The 20,620-nt window shown below is 38.3% G+C and carries 16 protein-coding genes; 6 read left to right on the plus strand and 10 right to left on the minus strand.

The genetic code is table 11. The features are described from left to right. Positions 1–46: 46 nt before the first annotated feature. The 3 genes from ACM46_RS14130 to ACM46_RS14140 all read right to left on the minus strand — a co-directional run bounded on the left by ACM46_RS14130 (position 47) and on the right by ACM46_RS14140 (position 5,370). Positions 47–946: a helix-turn-helix domain-containing protein gene (locus ACM46_RS14130; RefSeq protein WP_048507323.1), complete on the minus strand. Its 900-nt coding sequence runs from the start codon at positions 944–946 to the stop codon at positions 47–49. Positions 947–993: 47 nt separating this feature from the next. Then, positions 994–2,229, minus strand: a complete 1,236-nt coding sequence (locus ACM46_RS14135; protein ID WP_048507324.1) for a TCR/Tet family MFS transporter — start codon at positions 2,227–2,229, stop codon at positions 994–996. A gap of 231 nt (positions 2,230–2,460) precedes the next feature. After that, positions 2,461–5,370, minus strand: coding sequence for a protein translocase subunit SecDF (locus ACM46_RS14140; protein ID WP_048507325.1), 2,910 nt, complete (start codon positions 5,368–5,370; stop codon positions 2,461–2,463). Between the two features lie 218 nt (positions 5,371–5,588). Between ACM46_RS14140 and ACM46_RS14145 the strand changes: the two genes are divergently transcribed. Further along, on the plus strand, positions 5,589–6,962 hold the full coding sequence (locus ACM46_RS14145; protein ID WP_048507326.1) for a PQQ-dependent sugar dehydrogenase: 1,374 nt from the start codon (positions 5,589–5,591) through the stop codon (positions 6,960–6,962). 5 nt (positions 6,963–6,967) lie between these two features. Here ACM46_RS14145 and ACM46_RS14150 read toward each other — a convergent pair whose 3' ends face one another. The 4 genes from ACM46_RS14150 to ACM46_RS14165 all read right to left on the minus strand — a co-directional run bounded on the left by ACM46_RS14150 (position 6,968) and on the right by ACM46_RS14165 (position 12,392). Next, on the minus strand, positions 6,968–8,170 hold the full coding sequence (locus ACM46_RS14150) for a hypothetical protein (protein WP_048507327.1): 1,203 nt from the start codon (positions 8,168–8,170) through the stop codon (positions 6,968–6,970). A gap of 7 nt (positions 8,171–8,177) precedes the next feature. Continuing rightward, positions 8,178–9,536 carry an oxygen-independent coproporphyrinogen III oxidase gene (gene hemN / locus ACM46_RS14155; RefSeq protein WP_048507328.1) on the minus strand — a complete coding sequence of 453 codons (1,359 nt, stop codon included), beginning with the start codon at positions 9,534–9,536 and terminating at the stop codon, positions 8,178–8,180. Positions 9,537–9,778: 242 nt separating this feature from the next. Further along, complete coding sequence (locus ACM46_RS14160; protein WP_048507329.1) at positions 9,779–10,792, minus strand: WD40/YVTN/BNR-like repeat-containing protein; 1,014 nt, start codon at positions 10,790–10,792, stop codon at positions 9,779–9,781. Between the two features lie 58 nt (positions 10,793–10,850). Further along, positions 10,851–12,392 (minus strand): APC family permease, encoded by a 1,542-nt coding sequence (locus ACM46_RS14165; RefSeq protein ID WP_048507330.1) that lies wholly within the window; start codon positions 12,390–12,392, stop codon positions 10,851–10,853. Positions 12,393–12,558: 166 nt separating this feature from the next. Between ACM46_RS14165 and pnuC the strand changes: the two genes are divergently transcribed. From pnuC to ACM46_RS14190, 5 genes are all read left to right on the plus strand, one after another. Then, positions 12,559–13,236 carry a nicotinamide riboside transporter PnuC gene (gene pnuC, locus ACM46_RS14170; protein ID WP_048507331.1) on the plus strand — a complete coding sequence of 226 codons (678 nt, stop codon included), beginning with the start codon at positions 12,559–12,561 and terminating at the stop codon, positions 13,234–13,236. After that, complete coding sequence (locus ACM46_RS14175; protein ID WP_048507480.1) at positions 13,233–13,892, plus strand: hypothetical protein; 660 nt, start codon at positions 13,233–13,235, stop codon at positions 13,890–13,892. Before pnuC ends, ACM46_RS14175 begins: the two co-directional genes overlap by 4 nt. 90 nt (positions 13,893–13,982) lie before the next feature. Further along, on the plus strand, positions 13,983–14,750 hold the full coding sequence (dapF, locus tag ACM46_RS14180) for a diaminopimelate epimerase (protein WP_048507332.1): 768 nt from the start codon (positions 13,983–13,985) through the stop codon (positions 14,748–14,750). A 29-nt stretch (positions 14,751–14,779) separates the two neighbouring features. Next, on the plus strand, positions 14,780–15,805 hold the full coding sequence (gene mltG / locus ACM46_RS14185; RefSeq protein WP_048507333.1) for an endolytic transglycosylase MltG: 1,026 nt from the start codon (positions 14,780–14,782) through the stop codon (positions 15,803–15,805). Positions 15,806–15,975: 170 nt separating this feature from the next. Continuing rightward, positions 15,976–18,543: a TonB-dependent receptor domain-containing protein gene (locus tag ACM46_RS14190; RefSeq protein ID WP_048507334.1), complete on the plus strand. Its 2,568-nt coding sequence runs from the start codon at positions 15,976–15,978 to the stop codon at positions 18,541–18,543. A 40-nt stretch (positions 18,544–18,583) separates the two neighbouring features. Here ACM46_RS14190 and ACM46_RS14195 read toward each other — a convergent pair whose 3' ends face one another. The 3 genes from ACM46_RS14195 to ACM46_RS14205 form a co-directional block, all read right to left on the minus strand. Then, positions 18,584–19,036, minus strand: a complete 453-nt coding sequence (locus ACM46_RS14195; RefSeq protein ID WP_048507335.1) for an adenylyltransferase/cytidyltransferase family protein — start codon at positions 19,034–19,036, stop codon at positions 18,584–18,586. 109 nt (positions 19,037–19,145) lie between these two features. Then, the gene (gene galE / locus ACM46_RS14200; protein WP_048507336.1) at positions 19,146–20,165 is read right to left on the minus strand and encodes a UDP-glucose 4-epimerase GalE; all 1,020 of its coding nucleotides are present in this window, start codon (positions 20,163–20,165) and stop codon (positions 19,146–19,148) included. Positions 20,166–20,182: 17 nt separating this feature from the next. Then, positions 20,183–20,620: a hypothetical protein gene (locus ACM46_RS14205; protein WP_048507337.1), complete on the minus strand. Its 438-nt coding sequence runs from the start codon at positions 20,618–20,620 to the stop codon at positions 20,183–20,185.

Here is a 20,620-nt window from a genome sequence, read left to right on the forward strand (position 1 = left end):
AATTCTGAAATACAATACAATAAGGTTAGAACAGACAAATCTATTATTAGGACAAATCAATCCCTTTACGGTAATCAGAAGGGCTTATTCCACTATGTTTTCTGAAAAACCGTGAAAAATAAGAGACATCTTCCACACCCAGCGAAAAGGCAATTTCCGAAACCGAAAGATGAGGCTGGGAAAGCAAGGCTTTTGCTTCCATCAGCAAAGATTCATTGATAATTTCAGAAGCGGTTTTTCCTGTGGTCTTTTTAATGGATTTATTCAGGTGATTGGGTGAAACGTTGAGCAGATCAGCATAGTCTTTTACCGAGTGTAGATTCTGGATCTGAGTGGTAATCAACTTGCGAAAACGAAATACCAGTGTTTCATTAGCGGAAAGGTCTCGTTGCGGAAGCTTTTCTATAAAATGCCGGATCTCCCCGAGTAAAGTGAAAAGATACAGACGGATAAGTTCAAGATCCTGATCGTTTTTGTAAATTTCCTGCATTTGCTGAAGAATAAGGTAGATTCTTTCACGATGCTCCTCATCCGGAAAAAGGGTCGGATTGTAAATAAGATCCGCATGGTTCAGTATATCCTGTAAATATTTAAGCCCAGGGCCATCCGCTATAAAATCATTGGAAAAGTGGCAGTAAAAGCCTTCTACATTGGGGGTATTGTGAATGATTGTACGGATTTTATAAGGAGGAAGAACGATGATCATTCCTTCTTCTATCCCGAATAAGCTTGAACACACCATTTTTCTGATACTCCCCTTCCGGATGAAAATAAAATCATTCACTGTCTTCCGATGAGGATGGGAAGGTGTTTTACCTTCTTTCAATACCTGAAGGGGATCTATAAAAAACTCATTCAGATCTTTTTTCAAGACCTTTCTTTCACCCCAATCTATATCCGAAATGGGTTTAAATTCATCTGGTTTATATTGAGGGACCCGGCTCATAAGATCTGTTTCATCTACAATAATTTCAATCTTTTAACTCCTTCCTTCTATAACTTTTTAATCAGTTTTTTATCCTTTTTCTTAAATGCGTAATACGTCATGACCACACTTATTGCCATTAAAATAAATGCCAGGAAGAATGGGGCTCCGGAGAATTCAAACGGGGCTTCATCATGGGTAAAGAAGTAGAACAGATTGGTCATTAGTGGCGGGCCTATGATGGAAGTGGCACTCATCAGACTGGTGAGCGCTCCCTGAAGCTCTCCCTGTTCGTTAGACGGAACACTTTTGGTGATGACGGACTGAAGTGCAGGTCCACAGATTCCTCCAAGACAATAAGGAACCAGAAAAGCAAACATCATCCAACCTTCCGTTGCAAATGCAAACAGAAGCATTCCTATAGCGTATAAAGCCAACCCGTAATAAATACTCTTCTCTTCTCCCAGCTTCGGAGTGGTCCATCGTATGAGAACTCCCTGAACCAAGCCTACCAAAAGACCGACTACCCCTAATGAAATTCCAACCATTCTTTCCGTCCAGTTGAATTTAAACATGGTAAAAAAGCTCCAGTTACTTTGTACGGCATGGCCTGCAATATAAATTAAAATCAAGGCAAAGATAAGTCCCGAAATCTCAGGATGCTTCCCTAAAAATTTAAATGAACCGACAGGGTTGGCGCGCTTCCAGTCGAAGGGTCTTCTTTTATCTTTATCTAAACTTTCAGGAAGAACAAAGTATCCGTAAAGGAAATTCAGGAGACACAGACCTGCCGCTGCATAAAAAGGAACTCTTGCTCCATAATGCCCCAAAACGCCTCCCAAAACAGGTCCTATAATAAAGCCCAGCCCAAATGCAGCTCCAATAAGGCCGAAGTTTTTAGCTCTGTCTTCATCTGTAGAAATATCAGCGATATAAGCACTGGCCGTCGTAACGCTGGCTCCTGTAATTCCGGCAATCACTCTTCCCAGGAAAAGCCACCAGATGGTAGGTGCCAGAGCCAGGAAAATATAATCTATGGCAAATCCAAAAAGGGAAATCAGAATAATTGGTCTTCTTCCGTATTTATCACTGAGGTTTCCCACTACCGGAGAAAATATAAACTGAGTAAAAGCGTAAGCAAAGCCCAACCAGCCACCATATTTGGCGGCTTCGCTTATGTCTGCATGAATAAGCTCCTCAATAAGTTTGGGAACAACAGGGATAATAATTCCCCATCCGGTAATATCAATCAGTAAGGTAATAAATATAAAGCCGATAGCTGCTTTTTTCCTTGAGTTTTCCATAGTGCTGCAAAATTAATCAAATCTGGAATATGGTAGTGTTAAATTATGGGTTTGGAGAGAAGTTTTGGTTCTTAGGCATCAGATTTCAGACTTTGGGTATTAGTAATGGTGGCTGAGGCTCTCGAAGCCACCATTTCCTTGCTTCATTTACTCTAAACCTCTCAAACAACAGATATGCAAAAAAAGACCGTCTCTTTCGAAACGGTCTTTACTTATTTATCGTAGTTGATATTATTTTGAAGCCAATACCTCTTTATTGGATGTTGATTTACCATGTACCTCTTCTTCTTTCCCTTTTTTAAGGAAATCGTAAGCAATTGCAGATGCAACAAAGATAGATGAATAAGTACCGAACCCAATACCTATTAACATCGCAAACATAAATCCTCTCAGGTTATCTCCACCGAAAATAAAGATGGCCAGAATCACAAGGATTGTAGTAAATGAGGTGTTGAATGTTCTACCCAATGTACTTGAGATAGAGTCATCAAATAAACCTGCTAATGTTAAAGCTTTCTTCTCTCTTAGATACTCTCTGATTCTATCGAAGATGATAACGGTATCGTTGATTGAATATCCTAATACGGTAAGGATCGCCGCAATGAAATCCTGGTTGATCTCCATGTTGAACGGCATATACTTATGAAGCAGTGAATAAGCTCCAAGGATAATTACCGCATCGTGGAATAGCGCCGCTACCGCACCAAGTGAGAACTGCCATTTTCTAAATCTTATCAAGATATAAACGAAAATCATTCCCAGAGCAGCTAATACTGCATAAATACCGTGAATCTTAATATCGTCTGCTACAGAAGGACCTACTTTTTCCGAAGAAACAATTCCTGCATGGTCTTTATCTGCAGATTTGAAATCTTTTAAAGTAATTCCTTTCGGTAATTCAGCTTTTAGACCTTCGAATAATTTTTGTTCAATGATCTGGTCAGCTTTTAATGATTCGTCTTCGATAAGGTAATCTGTAGAAATTTTCAGCTGCTTGTCGTTTCCAAAAGTTTTAGCTTCTACAGAAGAGTTTTTACCGTCTTCCGTTTTAAATAAAGCTACTAATTTTTCTTCAACCTGCTCTGCCTTTACATCTTTATCAAATCTGATCACATAGTTTCTACCTCCTGTGAAGTCGATACCATATTTGAAACCGTGAGTCGCAATTGAAATGATACAAACTACCGTAAGTACTGCAGAAATAATGTATGCATATTTTCTTTTCCCGATAAAATCAATCCATGTATTTCTGAAAAGATTTTTCGTTAATGGAGTCCAAACAGAAAGTCCTTTTCCTTTATTCAATCTAGAGAAAATCATTACTCTCGAAAGTAATACAGATGTGAACAATGTCATCGCAATACCAATCATCAGCGTTAATGCAAAACCTTTGATAGGCCCTGTTCCGAAGAAGAACAATACAACAGCTGTTAAGAAGGTAGTCGTGTGACCGTCAATAATAGCATTTAATGCGTGTTTGAAACCATCTTTGTAAGCCTCAAGAATACTTTTTCCGAGGAATAGTTCTTCTTTGGTTCTTTCATAAATGATAACGTTGGTATCCACCGCAACTGCCATCGTTAGAACAATACCTGCGATCCCCGGAAGCGTAAGCGTAAAGTCTCCCGAATCCATGATCCCAAAAATATAGAATAAGTTGATAATCATTGCAATTACAGCATACACACCTGCTCCGCCGTAATAGAAAATGATATAAACGATAATAATACCGAATGCAATAATGAATGACATTAGACCTGCATCAATAGATTCCTGACCAAGAGACGGCCCTACTACTGTAGCCTGAACCACTTTTGCTCCTGCCGGTAATTTACCTGCTCCTAAAACATCTACCAGTTCTTTAGCTTCCTCCTGAGAGAAGTTACCGGAGATCTGAGTTCTACCGTTAGGAATAGCATTCACAACATTCGGAGCAGTATAAACTCTTCCGTCCAATGTTACGGCAACCGGTTTACCAACGTTTTTCTCGGTTAATGTTTTCCATTCTTTCGCTCCTTTAGAATCCATTTGCATGTCTACTACTACTCTGCTTAGTTCATCATAGCTGATGCTAGCCGTTTCAACAGCACCGTCTACAGGAGCTTTTTGATTGATGTTACCTCTGATGGCATACAATACCAAGCTTTCGCTGTCTGTAGCTTCAGGTTTGTAACCCCACATAAATTGGGTATATTTAATGTTGGCAGGACGTAAAGACTGACCTACTTTGCTGCTTAAAATTTTGTTTACAGCAGCCGTATCTGAAAGTTTTACACTTGCAACACCATTTGATCTTAATTTGTCAATGTTCAGAAGATTCATGAAGTTGGTATTCTTCGCAACTCCCATAGAATCTCCTTTAATAGCAACCATTGTAGCTAAAGTCTGGAAATAAGGCGCTATTTCAGGAACCTGCTGTACTTCCCAGAACTGAAGTTTTGCGGAAGTCTGAAGCATTTTCTTCACCTTGTCGATATCTTTCATACCAGGCATTTCCACAGAAATCCTTGCGGTACCGGGAACTCTCTGAACGTTTGGCTGGATAGCTCCAAGCTTATCAATCCTTGTTCTGATTACCTCGAAAGCTGTTCCTACAGAAAGATCAATTCTTCTTTTGATAATACTTTTTACCTGATCATCGGAAGTATTATACTTGATTTCCGATAGATTGGTATTTCCGAAAAGTTCAGGATCTGCAAGCTTCAGGTTCGTCCCTTTTGCCTTGTTGATCGCTTCAAACTGATCAAAGAAATTATCAATATAAGGTTTAGTAGAATTCTTCTGTACTTCATCAGTCTTGTTTAAAGCCTCGATAAGAACAGGATTGGTAGAATAATTGGTTAAATCATTCACCAGGTCTCTTTGGTTGATTTCCAAAAGAACGTTGATCCCCCCTTTCAGGTCAAGACCAAGTTTCATTTCCTTGTCTTTGGCTTTAGTGTAATAAAGTTTCGTGAATCCTAAGTTCAAAGTATCTTTAGAAAGTCTCGCGATTTCTTTCTGATACTTTTCCGGATTGTCTCCTGCAACAGCAGTCGCCTGCTTTTCAATTTTGCTGGCGTACCAAGTTGGTAATAGCTCATTTAAGCAAATTAACCCTAGTACAATAGCAACAATTGTAATAAGTCCTTTTCCTTGCATTTTGTTATAACTACGTTAAATTAAGTCGGCAAATATAATGATTTTATTGTTATTTTATGAATTTTTTAACAGCAGAAAGAGTTTATTTTCAGATATATCGGGGTTTTGATTTCTATTTAAGATTTAATAATTTTTTACATGTATCGTAATGAAATTTTCAAATTCCGATTGGTATAAAATTTTCATTCATTAATCAATACACTAAATATCAAAATATTATGAAAAAACTACTTTTTACTTTCTCCCTCTTTTCTTCTTTAATCGTTAATGCTCAAAGCATTAATTTAGTAGAATTTGCGTCCGGGCTTACCAGTCCGGTAGAAATCACGAACGCCAATGACACAAGGCTTTTCGTTGTTCAACAGGACGGAATTATCAAGATTATTCAGCCCAATGGAACCATCAACAGCGCCGATTTTATGAACATCAGTTCCAAAGTTCTTTATGGCGGAGAACGCGGCCTTTTGGGGCTTGCTTTTCATCCCCAATATGCAACCAACGGCTATTTTTTCGTGTATTACAACAATACGGCAGGAAATATCATCGTGGCAAGGTATTCCGTAAACCCAACCAATCCGGATATTGCAGATCCGGCTACTGAAAAAATTCTGTTGAATATTCCCAAACCTTTTGACAACCACAATGGCGGAAGCATTCATTTCGCTCCGGACGGAAATCTCTGGATAGTAACCGGAGATGGGGGCAGCGGCGGAGATCCAAACAACAACTCTCAAAATATCAATTCACTATTGGGAAAAATGCTGAGAATCGACGTGAACTCCACAGGACCGTATAATATCCCACCCGGAAATCCTTTCGCCGGAAATTTAGTGACCGGAGCAGATGAAATCTGGTCTTACGGGCTCAGAAATGCCTGGAAATTTTCTTTCGATACGGATACAGGAAACGTCCTGATTGCGGATGTAGGACAGGGAGCCATTGAAGAGATCAATAAAATGCCTATTACCCAGGCAGGGATCAATTACGGATGGCGCTGTTATGAAGGCAATAATCCCTATAATACAACAGGATGTGCTGCTATCTCTACCATGACCTTTCCGGTAGCGGTTTACAACCATTCCGGAGGCAGATGCTCCATAACGGGCGGTTATGTTTACAGAGGAACGCAGTATCCCGCATTTCAGGGGAAATATTTCTTCGCAGATTATTGCTCTACCCAAATCGGTATTCTGAATACTGACAATTCTATTGTCTGGAGTCCGGCAAGCGCGGGAAATAATTTTTCCACTTTCGGGCAGAATTCTCAGAAAGAGCTGTTTGTAGCCGCAGTCACCAGCGGAAAAATATTTAAAATCACTACAGGAACTCTTGCTACGGACGATATCAATAATGGTTTGACTACCATTAACGTACACCCAAATCCTGCCTCTGAAAAAGTTTTTATTGAAGGACTGGAAGATAAAAGAAGTACTGCAGATCTTATCAGTACAGAAGGAAAAATAGTTTTAGAAAAGGCAAAAATCGAAAATGACGGCAGTGTGGATATTAAAGGAATTTCTCCCGGAGCCTACTATCTCATCATTAAGTCGGGAGAACAGAAATCGTACAGCCAGAAACTGATTATTCAATAAATATTTTAAGCCTCAATATTTTTTATTGGGGCTTTTTTCAAATATAACCAGGCTATTCCCGCAAACACAGGAATAAGAAGCAGACATCTCTCCATTTTGGACAATCTTTCGATTTCATTTTCAAAAAGATTATTCTGAAAAACAGCGACAAGGATAACCGAAATACCAAATAAAAGAATTTCAGGCCAGGATAATGAAGGAGACGCTTCTTCAGCAGCAAACCGGCTGTTTAAAATCCAGAATCCCAGAAAAAGAATCATAAAAGGAAATGCCCAGATCCTGAAAGTATCCCAAGCCACCGCATGAAGCAACAAGGGGAACAACGAAACCGCTGCCAAAAACAGAAGAATTAATTTGTCGATATTTCTGAATTCCCGGATTGTCATGTACATCATAAACAATATCGGAAGTCCAAATTTCAAGGTATTTTTAGACAGAAGCAGTCTTTCTATAAAATAAGGACTCTGCTCTTTAAGATAAGTCCCGAAACTTTCAGTATAGGCAGAAGCAATCATCACGGCAACCCTTTTACTTATCAAACCTGTATTTTCCAGATAATGAAGGATAAGCTGATCATTTTCTTTACCATACACCTCCTGATACAGAGAAACTGAGACTGTCGCTATCACAGGAAACAGAAGAAAAAGTCCTGCTTTTCTAAATAAACCGAATGTGAAAACTAAATTTTTACCGGAGCTCTCAAACACTACCACTGCAAAAAGACAGACCGGAATCATCAGAAAAAAGGATATTTCATGCATCACTACAGAAAATACAGCCACCAATGAAGCCAAAAAAATCTTTTTATTTTTAATGAGATATACCGCCAATATGGTCAGCAGAAAAATGAAATGATCCAGATAGCCAATTAAATGTGCGGAAAGCACCATATATTGCGAAAGAAAAAAGATTCCGTAAAATAATACCTTCCGGATACTGTAGTTCTGAAAGGTCATCCGTAGGGAAATTGTCAAAAGCGCAGCATACAGCAGAAACAGTATAGTTCCTGAAAGAACCTGAATATTGAACAGGCTTTTCTCGAAAAAGAACCCGAAAACCTCTCCTGCAAGTCCTCTTTTGATGAATCCGAACCTGTAATCCATCAGCCAGTGCGCCTCAGACCATTCATTCGGGAGCCTTACAGTTTTAATGAAACTGAAAGCCAGCATATAGACATACAAAAAAGCAATCAGAAGCTTCCGGTTCATATTTTTCTTAGATCGTCATAGAGAAAATTCTGGTTTCCGGTTTGTTTCTCATCATCCGGAGATCGAAAACCATCGCCACGTTTCTTGTAAATGCCCTTCCTTTTTCAGTGATTTTAACCTGATGGTCATAGATTTCCACCAATTCGTCTTTCTCCATTTCTTCCAGCATTTCCAATGCATTTTCCAGCTCAGGAAAAGAATTTTTATCGTTGAAAGTAGTTTCAAGCTGGCACATCAGATTCAGGATATGTCTTCTTACCGTAAGATCTTCGTCATCAAGAATATGGCCTTTCACGACAGGAATATGACCTTCTTCCACCATTTTCTGATACTCTTCCACTGTTTTCACATTCTGCCCAAAAGCATACCAGGAATCCGAAATGGCAGACATTCCGAGGCCTACCATAAGCTGTGTATTGCTTGAAGTATAGCCCATAAAGTTTCTGTGAAGCTTTTTGTGAATCAGAGACTGGTATAAATCATCATGTTCAAGGGAGAAATGATCCATTCCAACCTCAATATATCCTAAATCCTGAAGCAGTTTTTTACCGTCTTCGTATAAACGTCGCTTTTCTTCACCGCTCGGAAGGTCGTTTTCATCAAAACCTCTCTGGCCTACTCCTTTTACCCACGGGACGTGTGCATAGGAATAAAATGCCAGCCTGTCCGGCTTCAGTTCCATTGTTTTCCGGATGGTATGTTCCATGGCCTCCCAGGTTTGGTGTGGAAGTCCGAAAACAAGATCATGACTGATTCCGTTGTAACCTATTTCTTTTGCCCATTCAGTGACCTTTTTTACGTTTTCGAAAGGCTGAATTCTGTTAATTGCTTTCTGTACCTTAGGATCATAGTCCTGAACTCCGAAACTTACTCTTCTGAAACCCAGATCGTATAAAGTCTGAAGGTGATCTCTTGTGGTATTGTTCGGGTGCCCTTCGAATGAAAATTCGGGGTGTTCTGCAATTTCAACGCTCTCAAATATTCCTTCCAGCAGGATCTTTAAATTTTTGGGCGAAAAGAACGTTGGTGTTCCTCCTCCCAGGTGAAGCTCTTTCAGTTTCGGTTTTTCTTCGAAAAGCTCAAGATAAAGCTTCCATTCCTTTAAAACACTTTCCAGGTAAGGAATTTCAACACTATGCTGTTTTGTGATACGTTTGTGGCAGGCACAGAAGGTACAAAGCGCCTCGCAGAAAGGCAGGTGAATATAAATAGAAATTCCCTCTGCTGCATTGCTCTCGTGAAAGGACCTGATGACACTCTGCTTCCACTTCTCAGGCGAAAACGTAGTTTCGTCCCAATAAGGAACTGTAGGATAAGAGGTGTAACGCGGTCCGGGAATATTATATTTATCTATTAAAGAATTCATTTCAAAATTTAAAATATTATCTGATCATGAAATTGGTCCCAAAAGGAATTTCATCCTGCAAAATTAACCATTACGAATGAATTTTAAACCATGAAATATATTAGGCCGTATTTTATAATGAGTCTAAATACGGCCGTTACTGATTTTTTTTAAACAATGATAAATTCTATATCTAAGATTTACAATACTGATGCAGTACGCAGAAGTAAATTCTTCGTCTGTAGTTCTTATACTTTTACCTACTAAAATTTTAGTTTCATGACTGAAATCTTACTGTTTCCTGCAAAAACAATGGTGTTTCCATCTACCCATTCACAGACAAAAAAGCCTTTCTCTTCAGAAATCTTCTTCCAGGTTTTTCCGAAATCGGAAGAATAGCTGATATGCTGATCTCCTACAGAAATGATTTCTTTTCCTTTGGATCCCGGTTTGATTTTCACACAGGTAGTATAGCCTGCATTTTTCCCGGATGCCTGTATCTGCCAGGTTTTTCCGGCGTCGTTTGTTGTAGCGATATTGTTGATATTGGCGTCCTGCTTGGTATAATCTCCACCTACAGCAATTCCGAAGTCTGCATTGTAAAAATCTATTGAATACATGCCCTGAGAAGGCTCTCCCTGAATGAAAGGGGTTTCGAAAACCTCCAATTTTTCATTCTTTAAGTTCATCCTCAAAATTCTTGATGCTTTTCCACCGGTCGCGATCCATAGAAAATCCTTGGCAGAAGCAATGTTGGTATTACTGGCAGCAAATGCTGCTTCACCGCTCTTCAATGCTAAATTACTTCTGAACATTTTCCATTTTCCTTTTTGATACACTGCGAGCTTCAACAGGTTATCCTGATCCGCATCACTGAAGGTGTAAGCCAATTGGTCATTCACAAAATGCAGCGCATCATAAAAAGCAGTTTTCACGGTATCGGTATAAACTACCTCCGGTTTCAGATCCTTTTTATCAATTTTATAGAAATAGCCGGGACTTCCGACATTAATGGTATAAAAGGAATCTTTATTCTGTCCCAGAGTACGGAATTCAAGCTTTTTATCAGAAAGTACGATCTGTTTTTGGTTTTTGGAGTCTTTAAGATCCACATATCCGAATTTAGAACCCGTTCCGCTGTACCAGACCTTGTTATCATTTATTTCAATGGCTCTTATGCTTATCTTATCATTCAAAACAGGAGTAAAGCTCACAATCTGCTGGGAAAACACCAATAGTCCCGCACAGGAAAATAAAAGGGAAAATGTTTTTTTCATAGTATATCAAAAATAAAAAAATCCGCAGAAATTCCGCGGATTTTGAATGTATGTTTTTTTAATCTAGATCATGTTTTTCCAAAGGCTCCTGTTCTGCTTTGAACGTTTCTCCATAGCCTCCGTTCTGAAGTTTTGAATGCTTCTTACTGTAAAGGAAGTAAACAAAGAATCCAATAACCAGCCATCCGAAAGAGTACATCTGTGCTTCTTTGCTCAGGTTAAAGATCAGATAAACATTGATTGCAATACCTAAACACGCAATAAGCGGTAAAGCAGGTACTTTAAAGTTTCTCTGTAAATTTGGTTCTTTTATTCTCAGTACCCAAACTGCTACACATACCATAGTAAAGGCAAATAAAGTTCCGAAACTCGTCATGTGAGCAAGATCGTTAATAGGGGTAAGAGACGCTACAACAGCAATCACCACTCCTAAAATAAGAAGGTTTTTGGTAGGTACTCCGGTTGCAGGGTTTACTTTAGAAAAAGTAGCAGGGATAAGACCGTCTTTAGACATTCCTAAGAAAATTCTAGACTGTCCCATGATCATTACCATCAATACGGAAATCAATCCTACTGTAGCCGCAATTGTAATAATGTATCCTGCCCAAGCATATCCAGCAATATCAAATGCATAAGCTACAGGCGCTTTAATGGCATCCGGATATTTTCCAAGCGGATTAAAGTCTGTATAGTGCATCATTCCTGTTAATACCAGGGAAACAAGGATATATAAAAGTGTGCAGATGATCAACGAAGCGATGATAGCAAATGGTACGTCTTTTTTAGGATTAATAGCTTCTCCCGCCTGGGTAGAAACCGCATCAAAACCAACGTAAGCAAAGAAAATGGCAGATGCTCCGGCAACAACTCCTGCGAGACCGTATGCGGAATGTGAAACACCGTTTTCCGTAATGGTGGTTGGCTCAGGAATAAAAGGAATCCAGTTTTTAAAAGGTTCAGCAGAGTTGAAAATAATAAAAGCTCCGGCAATAATCACGAAAATAATAGCGGAAACTTTCAGAATAACGATAAAGTTATTGGCTTTAGCGGCTCCTTTTGTTCCTCTTACAAGGATGGAAATTACAAAGAAAACAATTAAAAATGCGGGCAGGTTCATAGAAAACCCGGAATTTCCTGCGGCAATGTAAGTCTGTGGATCTGTTGTAAGGTAAGCGGGAAGATGAAGTCCGAACATTTTGAGAAGTTTTCCAAAATATCCCGACCAGGATACGGCGACGGTCATAGATCCCATGGCGTATTCCAGTATCAGTCCCCATCCTATGATCCAGGCAAAAATCTCACCTACCGTTCCATAAGCATAGGCATATGCAGAACCTTCTACAGGAAGAATGGATGCAAACTCTGCATAACAAAGTGCAGCAAAAACGCAGGCAATTCCTGCAATTACAAATGAAAGTGCCAGAGCAGGTCCTGCATTATAGTAGGCTCCTGTTCCCGTAAGTACAAAGATTCCTCCTCCGATAATTGCTCCGATCCCGATAGCAGTAAGGCTCCATTTTCCCAGAACGCGCTTCAGCTCACTCTTTTTGATATCAGCTTCATAGGCGCTCATTGGTTTCTTAACCCAAATTTTAGACATGTTTTATTATTTAATTAAAGATTTACGAAAATATAAAAATTTTACAAACCTTAACATTTATTGATAAACTTTCGTGATTTATTTTAAACAAAAATATTTAAAAACCTGATTTACACTTTATATAATTTATTTTCAAAAGTGTTAATTTTTGTTTATTTTTGAACGCATGAATTTATATGATCTTTTCGTAAAACCCTATGAAAGCTACAGTAATTTGCAAATCTTACTGGAAGCGTCGGGTACATTTTTCGGAATTTTAAGCGTGTATTTTTCCATAAAAAAAAATATATGGGTATACCCTACGGGCATTGTCTCAACGCTGATTTACGTATACATTCTTTTTAATTTCGGTCTCCTGGGTGACTGCATGATCAATGTATATTATACCGCGATGAGTATTTACGGCTGGATTTTATGGTCAAAAAACTCCGAAGATCATATTCATGTGGAGGTATCCTGGGCTACGCAAAGAGAAAGGCTATTCGCGGCACTCCTTTTTATACTGAGTCTTGGCCTGGTGACTCTTATTTATTATTACAAACCATATTTAGACAATCAATTTTCTATGGAGGGAACCAGCCTGGGACTTTATCATCTGGAATGGGCCAATTGGTTGGATATTATCACCACTTCAATATTTTTAGTCGGGATGTGGTTTATGGCCAGACAGCGCATAGAGAACTGGATTTTCTGGATCATCGGAGATTTTATATGTATCCCTATGATGATTTTTAAGGAGCTCGGCATCACTTCGGTTCAATATTTGGTATTTACTATAATGGCTATCTTAGGATACCTTAATTGGAAAAAAAGTTTAAAAGAAAAAAGTACAATAAAGTCATGAAAAATTTATTTAAAATAGCATTAAGCATCGTTGCTGTCAGTACCCTTACATCATGTTTGGCTTACTCAGACGGATATGCAAACAATGGTGGCTATGGAGATCCATATTATAACAACGGATATTATTATGCGCCTTCCGGTTATTACGGAAACGGCGGTTATTATGGAAATGACGGCTATTATTACAGAAACGACGTTAACTATTATTATGATAACGGCATTCCTTATTATTACTACAACTCCGGGAATGAAAGAAGAAAGGTATATGTAGAAAGAAAAACCAATGTGACTTCTCAAAGACCGAATAACGGATTCAGAGGCCAGCCTACAGGAAGTGGGAACAGCAACAGCAGCGGAAACGGATTCAGAAATCCGAACGGCAGCTATAATAATGGTAACAACAACCAAAGACCACAAAGTAACAACGGAGGTTTTAGAAATCAGACCGGCGGCACTTATCAGAATAATCAGGGAAGCCAGAATAATCAGAACAATGGTGGTTTCAGAAATTCACAGCAGTACAATCAGAATCAAAGCCAAAACAGCACCAGAACGGAGTCTTCCGGCGGATTCAGAGGAAGTACAAGCTCACAGAGTAACACTCAGCAAAACAGCGGTTCTACGAGACAGCAGTCAAGCGGAGGCGGATTTAGATAAAACGATTATAAATAAGAAAACGAACAGCTAACACTGTTCGTTTTTCATTTTAAATAGATTAATTTTGCTCGTTAATTTTAGATAAAAAATATGGAATTTTATAAATATCAGGGGACCGGAAATGATTTTGTGATGATAGACAACCGCGATCTGCAGTTCCCGAAAGAGAAAGATCTTATTGAAAAACTATGTGACAGACGTTTCGGAATTGGTGCAGACGGCCTGATTCTTCTGGAAAATGATGATGCCCTGGATTTCAAGATGGTCTATTATAATTCTGACGGCGGAGAAAGCAGCATGTGCGGAAACGGCGGAAGATGCCTGGTTGCATTTGCCTTCTTTCTGGACATCTTTGAAGACAAATGTAAGTTTATGGCCATAGACGGCGAGCATGAAGCTGAAATCCATAATGGCATCATTAAACTGAAGATGATTGATGTAGATACTATTTCCGGCGACGGAGAAGACACCGTAATGAATACCGGATCTCCTCATTATGTAAAATATGTAGAAGATTTGGTGAATTATAATGTTTTTGCGGAAGGCCACGGCATCAGAAATTCAGAAAATTATAAGGAAAAAGGCATTAATGTCAATTTTGTAGAAAAAATTACGGATGATGAAATTTTCGTAAGAACCTATGAACGAGGCGTTGAGGACGAAACTTTCAGTTGCGGAACAGGAGTTACAGCTTCTGCTTTAACTTTTATTCAAAAACATAATCTAATCTCTGTAAAAGTTAAAACTTTGGGGGGCAATCTTAAAGTTCATGCTGAAAAAAATGGAAATTCTTTCCGGAATATTTGGCTTGAAGGTCCCGCAAAGCAGGTTTTTAGAGGCAAAACAGATCTTATTTAAAAACAAACTTTTAATCAATTTTTTTAATAATGAAAAAAACTGTTCTCGTTATTGCTCTTCTGGTTTTTGGAGCGGCAGGATTTTTTGGTTTGAGATTTTATAATAAATATTACGGAAATAACGTGGAAAAGGACGGTTATGTCCTGATTCCCCATAAAGCAGATTTCAAGCAGATCCTTGACTCTGTAGCTCCGTATGTAAAAGATAAGGAAGCTTTTGAAGCTGTGGCCAAAGATAAAGATCTTGACCGCTATTTCAAACCCGGCCGCTATCACTTTCAATCCGGAGCTGGAAACACCAACCTTGTGAACATGATCAAGGCCGGAAACCAAAGTGAAAATAGCTTCAGAATCGGAGATTTCGGAGATATGTATCAGATGATCGGAAAGGTGACCAAGAAGACAGAACTTGATTCTCTGCACTTCGTTAACGACCTGAATCAGATCGCGGTAGAAAAAGGATATAAAAATGCGGAGGATTTAAAAAAATATTTCTTCATCGATACCTACAATTTTTTCTGGACAGTAAGTCCGAGAGAATTTTTCAAAAAATTTGATGAACAATATAATGATTTCTGGACCAGCGAAAGAAAGAACAAAGAACAGCAGTCCGGCCTGACCAGAGATCAGATTTATGCACTTGCTTCTATTGTTTATAAAGAATCGGGTGGAAAGAAAGATGAGATGAAGACTATTGCGGGATTGTATCTGAATCGTTACAGAAAAGGGATGAAGCTTCAGTCTGATCCTACGGTGATTTATGCGATCAACAAGCAGACTAATTTTAAAGAAACCATAAAAAGGGTTTTCTATAAACATCTGTCTACTCCATCACCTTATAATACCTATGCCAATGCAGGAATTCCTCCGGGACCGATCTGTGTGGTTGATAAAAACTCCGTAGATGCAGTGCTGAATGCGGAAAACAATAATTATATATTCATGTGTGCCGATCCTGCAAGATTGGGTTATCATAAATTTACAGCCAGCGCAGAAGAACATGCCATCAACGCAAAAGCTTACCAGGACTGGCTGAATTCAAAAAATATAAAATAAAAAAATTAATTTAACCTTTTTTAACAATACGACAATTAACTTTTAACACTTACATACGACTTATACCTTTATAAATAATACATAAATTGTAATATTTTGAAAATCAACCCAATTAACGATTTCATAATATTACAGGTTATACCTTCACGATTTTACACAAAAACTACCTTATGAATCAGACGGAAATTGTCAACATTTTCACAAAAAAAACGCTGGCGCTTACTTTTGTACTTTCTGCTGCTGCCATGGCTTTTGCCCAGGAAAAAGCAGGGATCACAGGAATGATCGTCAATAAAAGCAACCAGCCGGTTCCTTATGCTTCGGTGACTTTCACCAACAAAGCCAACAAGGCATTGAGCGATGCTGTTTTAACGGATGAAAAAGGACTCTACAAACTGGATCTTACACCCGGAAATTATGATATTACAGTAGAAGCCATCGACTACAAGAAGAGTACTATCACTAAAAATATTGCAGGTCCCGGAAACATCGGTGCTTTATCCATACAACCGGAAGCGGCAACGAGTCTGGATGGCAAAACCAATGAAATCCAGGGAGTAGTCATCACTGCTGCGGCTACAAAACCCTATAAAGTAGAGCTCGACAAGAGAACCTACGACCCTTCTCAGGATATTGTAAGTAAAGGAGGAAACCTTCAGGATGTGCTTTCCAATGTTCCTTCAGTTTCTGTGGATACAGACGGTACTGTGTCTATGAGAGGGAGTTCCAATGTAAGGTTTCTGATCAACGGAAAACCGTCTGCTCTTCTTGGGATAGATGATGGCGCCAACGCGCTTCAGAGTATTCCGGCTGACCAGATTGACAGAATTGAGGTGATCACCAACCCTTCTTCTAAGTTTGAGGCAAGCGGTACCGCGGGTATTTTGAATATTATTTTAAAGAAAAGCAAGAAGACCGGTTTCAACGGCAGTGTTATCGGAACTTTAGGATATCTTCCTCAAACGAATCTTAATGCCAACCTTAACTGGAGAAAAGGAAACTTCACCTGGTTTCTGAATGGCGGAGGCGGCTACAGAGAATCCAAAAATACCAACAGATCTGATGATTATTTCACTAATGCAGTAAAAAGTGATGATTTAGTAACAAGAAATCAGAACTCTGAAACAAAGAGCAAGAATAATAATTATAATGCTTCTGCCGGGATTGTTTATGATATTTCTGAAAAAACATCCGTAAACGCATCAGGAACGGTAAGAACTTTTGACAGTGAGAATTTTGGAAATATTGATTATAAATATTCTTATCTGACCGATCCTAATGGTTTTTCCAACAGAACCACTTTCGGAACGAATAATAACCTGGCTTTCCAGGGAGATTTCGGATTAGATCATAAATTTGATGACAAAGGTCAGAATCTATCTTTATCATTAAGCTTGCAAAGAAGCAGATCATACAATGACACCAATATTGATGAGACCCAGAATGACACGTTCTTACTTAAAAATATAGTTAATCAAAATACGGTTAACAAGTCCGTTATCGGTAAAGCTGATTATGAATTACCTATCGGTGAAAATTCAAAATTAGAAGCAGGTTACAGAATAGATATCAATACGAATGACTATAATAATGATGTAAGACAAAGTACGGTTGCCGCTCCTACTCTGGACTTCCTTAAACCGTATACTTATGATGCTACCTATAAAGAGACTTTCAACGCTTTTTATTTACAGTTCAAAAGTAAAATCGGAAAATTAGGGTATCAGGTAGGGGTAAGAGATGAATTATCTAATGTAGATATTAATTACAGAAACCTTGATCCGAGTAAACCAGCGATTGTTACGAATAAAAATTACAACAATTTATTCCCAAGTGTTTATTTAAGCTATGAATTCGCAAAGGACAATCAGTTATTGGTGAACTACACCAGAAGAATTGACCGTCCAAGATCATTCTTTATGATTCCTAATCCTAGTTACAGTGATAACCAGAATATTTTTGACGGAAATATTGACCTTAATCCATCTTATGTAGACTCTTTTGAATTCGGATACAGCATTTCAAAAAAGAAATTTACGATTAACCCTACGCTATACTACAGACATCAGACTGATGATACAAAGATGTTGGTATTCAACCTGAAAGAAACATATCTTGATACGGATCTCAATCAACGTGAGCGTATTGTCTCTCATACAAAACCTATTAACTTAGGTACAGACGACCGTTTCGGTTTGGATTTAAACTTCAACTGGGATGCAACAAGCTGGCTGAAATTCTTAGGAAATGTAGACCTGTTCGGCTACAATACAAAAGGAAGCACTTTATATGACACTTTTGATAAGAACGGTAATCCAATCCAGGCTGTTGCCGATTTTAACGGTAAAGGTTTCTCAACAAGAGCAAGACTTTCTTCAACAATTAAAGTTGATAAAACATTCAGTCTGCAGCTACAGGGATTCTACAGAGGAGGCCAGAAAACGGCTTATCAGGATAGAAAAGATATGTATGCGATCAACTTTGGAGCCTCCAAAACAATTTGGAAAGGTGACGGAACTTTAGCTTTTAACATTCAGGATATCTTCAATACCAGAGCAATGAGATCTACAACTTATACGGCAAATAGCGTAAGAGATTCTTATATGCAGTGGCAGCCGAGACAGTTCTCAGTTTCCTTGACTTACAGATTCAAGCAAGGTGAGAAGGTAGAGCAGCCTAAAAAGAAAAAAGACATCAATTCCAACGCAGCAGGCGACGACCAGCAAGGTCCGATGTAATACACAAAAAAATCCCGAAAATATGTTTTCGGGATTTTTTTTATTTTACAGTTTCAGTCTGTTCTACTTTATCTTTTTCAGCTTCATAGATTCTTCTTCTGAGATCGCTGGTAGAAAATCTGTGGTCTCTTTTGTTGTAAAAGATCTCAATTCCTTTCTCTTCGCAATATTTTTTTCCGGTAAAATCTCGGTCCATATAATCATCCCCAATGATTCTTACATCAATCACAAAGGATTTTAAGATGTCCTGCAGATCTTCTTCTGTGTAGTAAGGAATGATCTCGTCTACAGCATTTACGGCTTTCAGCTGGATGTATCTTTCTACAATGGTCTGGCTTGGCTTATTCTTATTCGGACGGTCGTGAGACGGATCTATCTGAAGCCCTACAATTAAATAATCGCACACTGTTTTTGCTTCTTCAAGCATTTTGATGTGTCCTGCATGCAGGAGATCAAATGAGGAAAATGTAATACCTATTTTTTGCGTTTTCATATTAATGTCTGTTAAAATTCCACTGCAAGACCGTCTTTTAAAAGGGAATCCGGTAGTTGCGGGAGGTTGATTTTGTAATTTGTCTTATGTCGTTTTTTTAAATTATTCTTTAAACGGTTTGTGATTCCAGATACATCTGCCATTTCCAGACTGTTCTCAAAGATTCTTCCAATGGGGTCTCAGACTTCCAATGAAGTTCTTTTTCAGCTTTATCTGCATTGGCATAAGCTATGGTAATATCTCCTTCTCTCCTTGCGCAGATCTTATAAGGAACTTTTACATCATTGGCCGTTTCAAAAGCTTTTACCACTTCCAGAACGGATACTCCTTTACCTGTTCCCAGATTAAAAATATCAATTACGGTTTCATCCGGGCTCTGCATCAGCTTTTTCAGGGCCTTTACATGAGCTTTGGCAAGATCCACAACATAAATATAGTCACGAACCGGTGTTCCGTCTTCCGTATCATAATCATCGCCCCAAATATTCAGTTTCTCACGGATTCCTGCCGCAGTTTGCATTACGTAAGGAACAAGATTGTTGGGAACTCCTATCGGAAGCTCACCCAATATCCCGGAAGGATGCGCACCAATCGGGTTAAAATATCTCAAAAGAGAAATCCTTCTGCCGTAAGCTTTTGCAAAATCGGTTAAGATCTGCTCTCCCATCTGCTTGGTTCTTCCGTAAACACTTTCCGGAACTTTCAGCGGTGTATTTTCATCAATCGGCATTGTTTCTGCCTGCCCGTAGACTGTACAGGAAGAGCTGAAAATAAAATTAGAGATTCCTCTTTCTTTAAATTCCTGAAGAATATTAATAAGCGTGAATAAATTATTTTCGTAATAATCCACAGGCTTTACCTGGCTCTCTCCTACTGCTTTGGAAGCTGCAAAATTGATACATCCTTCAATTTTATGGGCATCAAAAACCTGAGTAAGAAGTTCTCTGCGTCTTAGATCGAAAGGATAAAAAAACGGTTTTTTGCCTGTAATCTCTTCAATATTCTTTAAAATAAATCTTTCTGAGTTGGATAAATCGTCTACAATAACCACTTCAAAACCATCGTTAAGAAGTTCCACTACTGTGTGGGATCCTATGTATCCAAGCCCGCCCGTAACAAGTATTGCCATTTTTTTATAATATTTTTTTAATCTGTGTGTCTTCCTATTTCTTCGATTTCTAAAAACATTGAATTGTCTTTAGATTTTTGTATCAAAATCAATATTCCAATCATCATTAGATATAAAATTGGTGATAAAACATAATCATTTATATCGTTTCCAAAATTTCCACTAATAAAAATTGATTCTAAAACACCCAATGTAAATGTTGCCATTAGCAGAATCAAAGTATATGAAAAGATTCTAATTGATCGTTTATTTTTTATAATCAAAGAAACTAAACCAATAGTCGATAATATGGCTAAAATAACTATAGATAATGAATAAATAAAATCTCTTTTGGTTAAAAATGAATTTGTAATTATTCTGTTAACAGTTGCAAACCAAAATAAGGCTGAAAAAATTAAATTAATTAAAATCGAAAGCCAATAAACTATTTTGTACTTAAAAACTCTCCTTTTCAT

The organism is Chryseobacterium angstadtii (genome assembly GCF_001045465.1).
In the GTDB taxonomy this organism is placed as follows: Bacteria; Bacteroidota; Bacteroidia; order Flavobacteriales; family Weeksellaceae; genus Chryseobacterium; species Chryseobacterium angstadtii.

Coding starts and splice junctions, on each gene's coding strand:
- ACM46_RS14130 (WP_048507323.1), bottom strand. CDS start 946: ATGAGCCGGGTCCCTCAATATAAACCAGATGAATTTAAACCCATTTCG.
- ACM46_RS14135 (WP_048507324.1), bottom strand. CDS start 2,229: ATGGAAAACTCAAGGAAAAAAGCAGCTATCGGCTTTATATTTATTACC.
- ACM46_RS14140 (WP_048507325.1), bottom strand. CDS start 5,370: ATGCAAGGAAAAGGACTTATTACAATTGTTGCTATTGTACTAGGGTTA.
- ACM46_RS14145 (WP_048507326.1), top strand. CDS start 5,589: ATGAAAAAACTACTTTTTACTTTCTCCCTCTTTTCTTCTTTAATCGTT.
- ACM46_RS14150 (WP_048507327.1), bottom strand. CDS start 8,170: ATGAACCGGAAGCTTCTGATTGCTTTTTTGTATGTCTATATGCTGGCT.
- hemN (WP_048507328.1), bottom strand. CDS start 9,536: ATGAATTCTTTAATAGATAAATATAATATTCCCGGACCGCGTTACACC.
- ACM46_RS14160 (WP_048507329.1), bottom strand. CDS start 10,792: ATGAAAAAAACATTTTCCCTTTTATTTTCCTGTGCGGGACTATTGGTG.
- ACM46_RS14165 (WP_048507330.1), bottom strand. CDS start 12,392: ATGTCTAAAATTTGGGTTAAGAAACCAATGAGCGCCTATGAAGCTGAT.
- pnuC (WP_048507331.1), top strand. CDS start 12,559: ATGAATTTATATGATCTTTTCGTAAAACCCTATGAAAGCTACAGTAAT.
- ACM46_RS14175 (WP_048507480.1), top strand. CDS start 13,233: ATGAAAAATTTATTTAAAATAGCATTAAGCATCGTTGCTGTCAGTACC.
- dapF (WP_048507332.1), top strand. CDS start 13,983: ATGGAATTTTATAAATATCAGGGGACCGGAAATGATTTTGTGATGATA.
- mltG (WP_048507333.1), top strand. CDS start 14,780: ATGAAAAAAACTGTTCTCGTTATTGCTCTTCTGGTTTTTGGAGCGGCA.
- ACM46_RS14190 (WP_048507334.1), top strand. CDS start 15,976: ATGAATCAGACGGAAATTGTCAACATTTTCACAAAAAAAACGCTGGCG.
- ACM46_RS14195 (WP_048507335.1), bottom strand. CDS start 19,036: ATGAAAACGCAAAAAATAGGTATTACATTTTCCTCATTTGATCTCCTG.
- galE (WP_048507336.1), bottom strand. CDS start 20,165: ATGGCAATACTTGTTACGGGCGGGCTTGGATACATAGGATCCCACACA.
- ACM46_RS14205 (WP_048507337.1), bottom strand. CDS start 20,620: ATGAAAAGGAGAGTTTTTAAGTACAAAATAGTTTATTGGCTTTCGATT.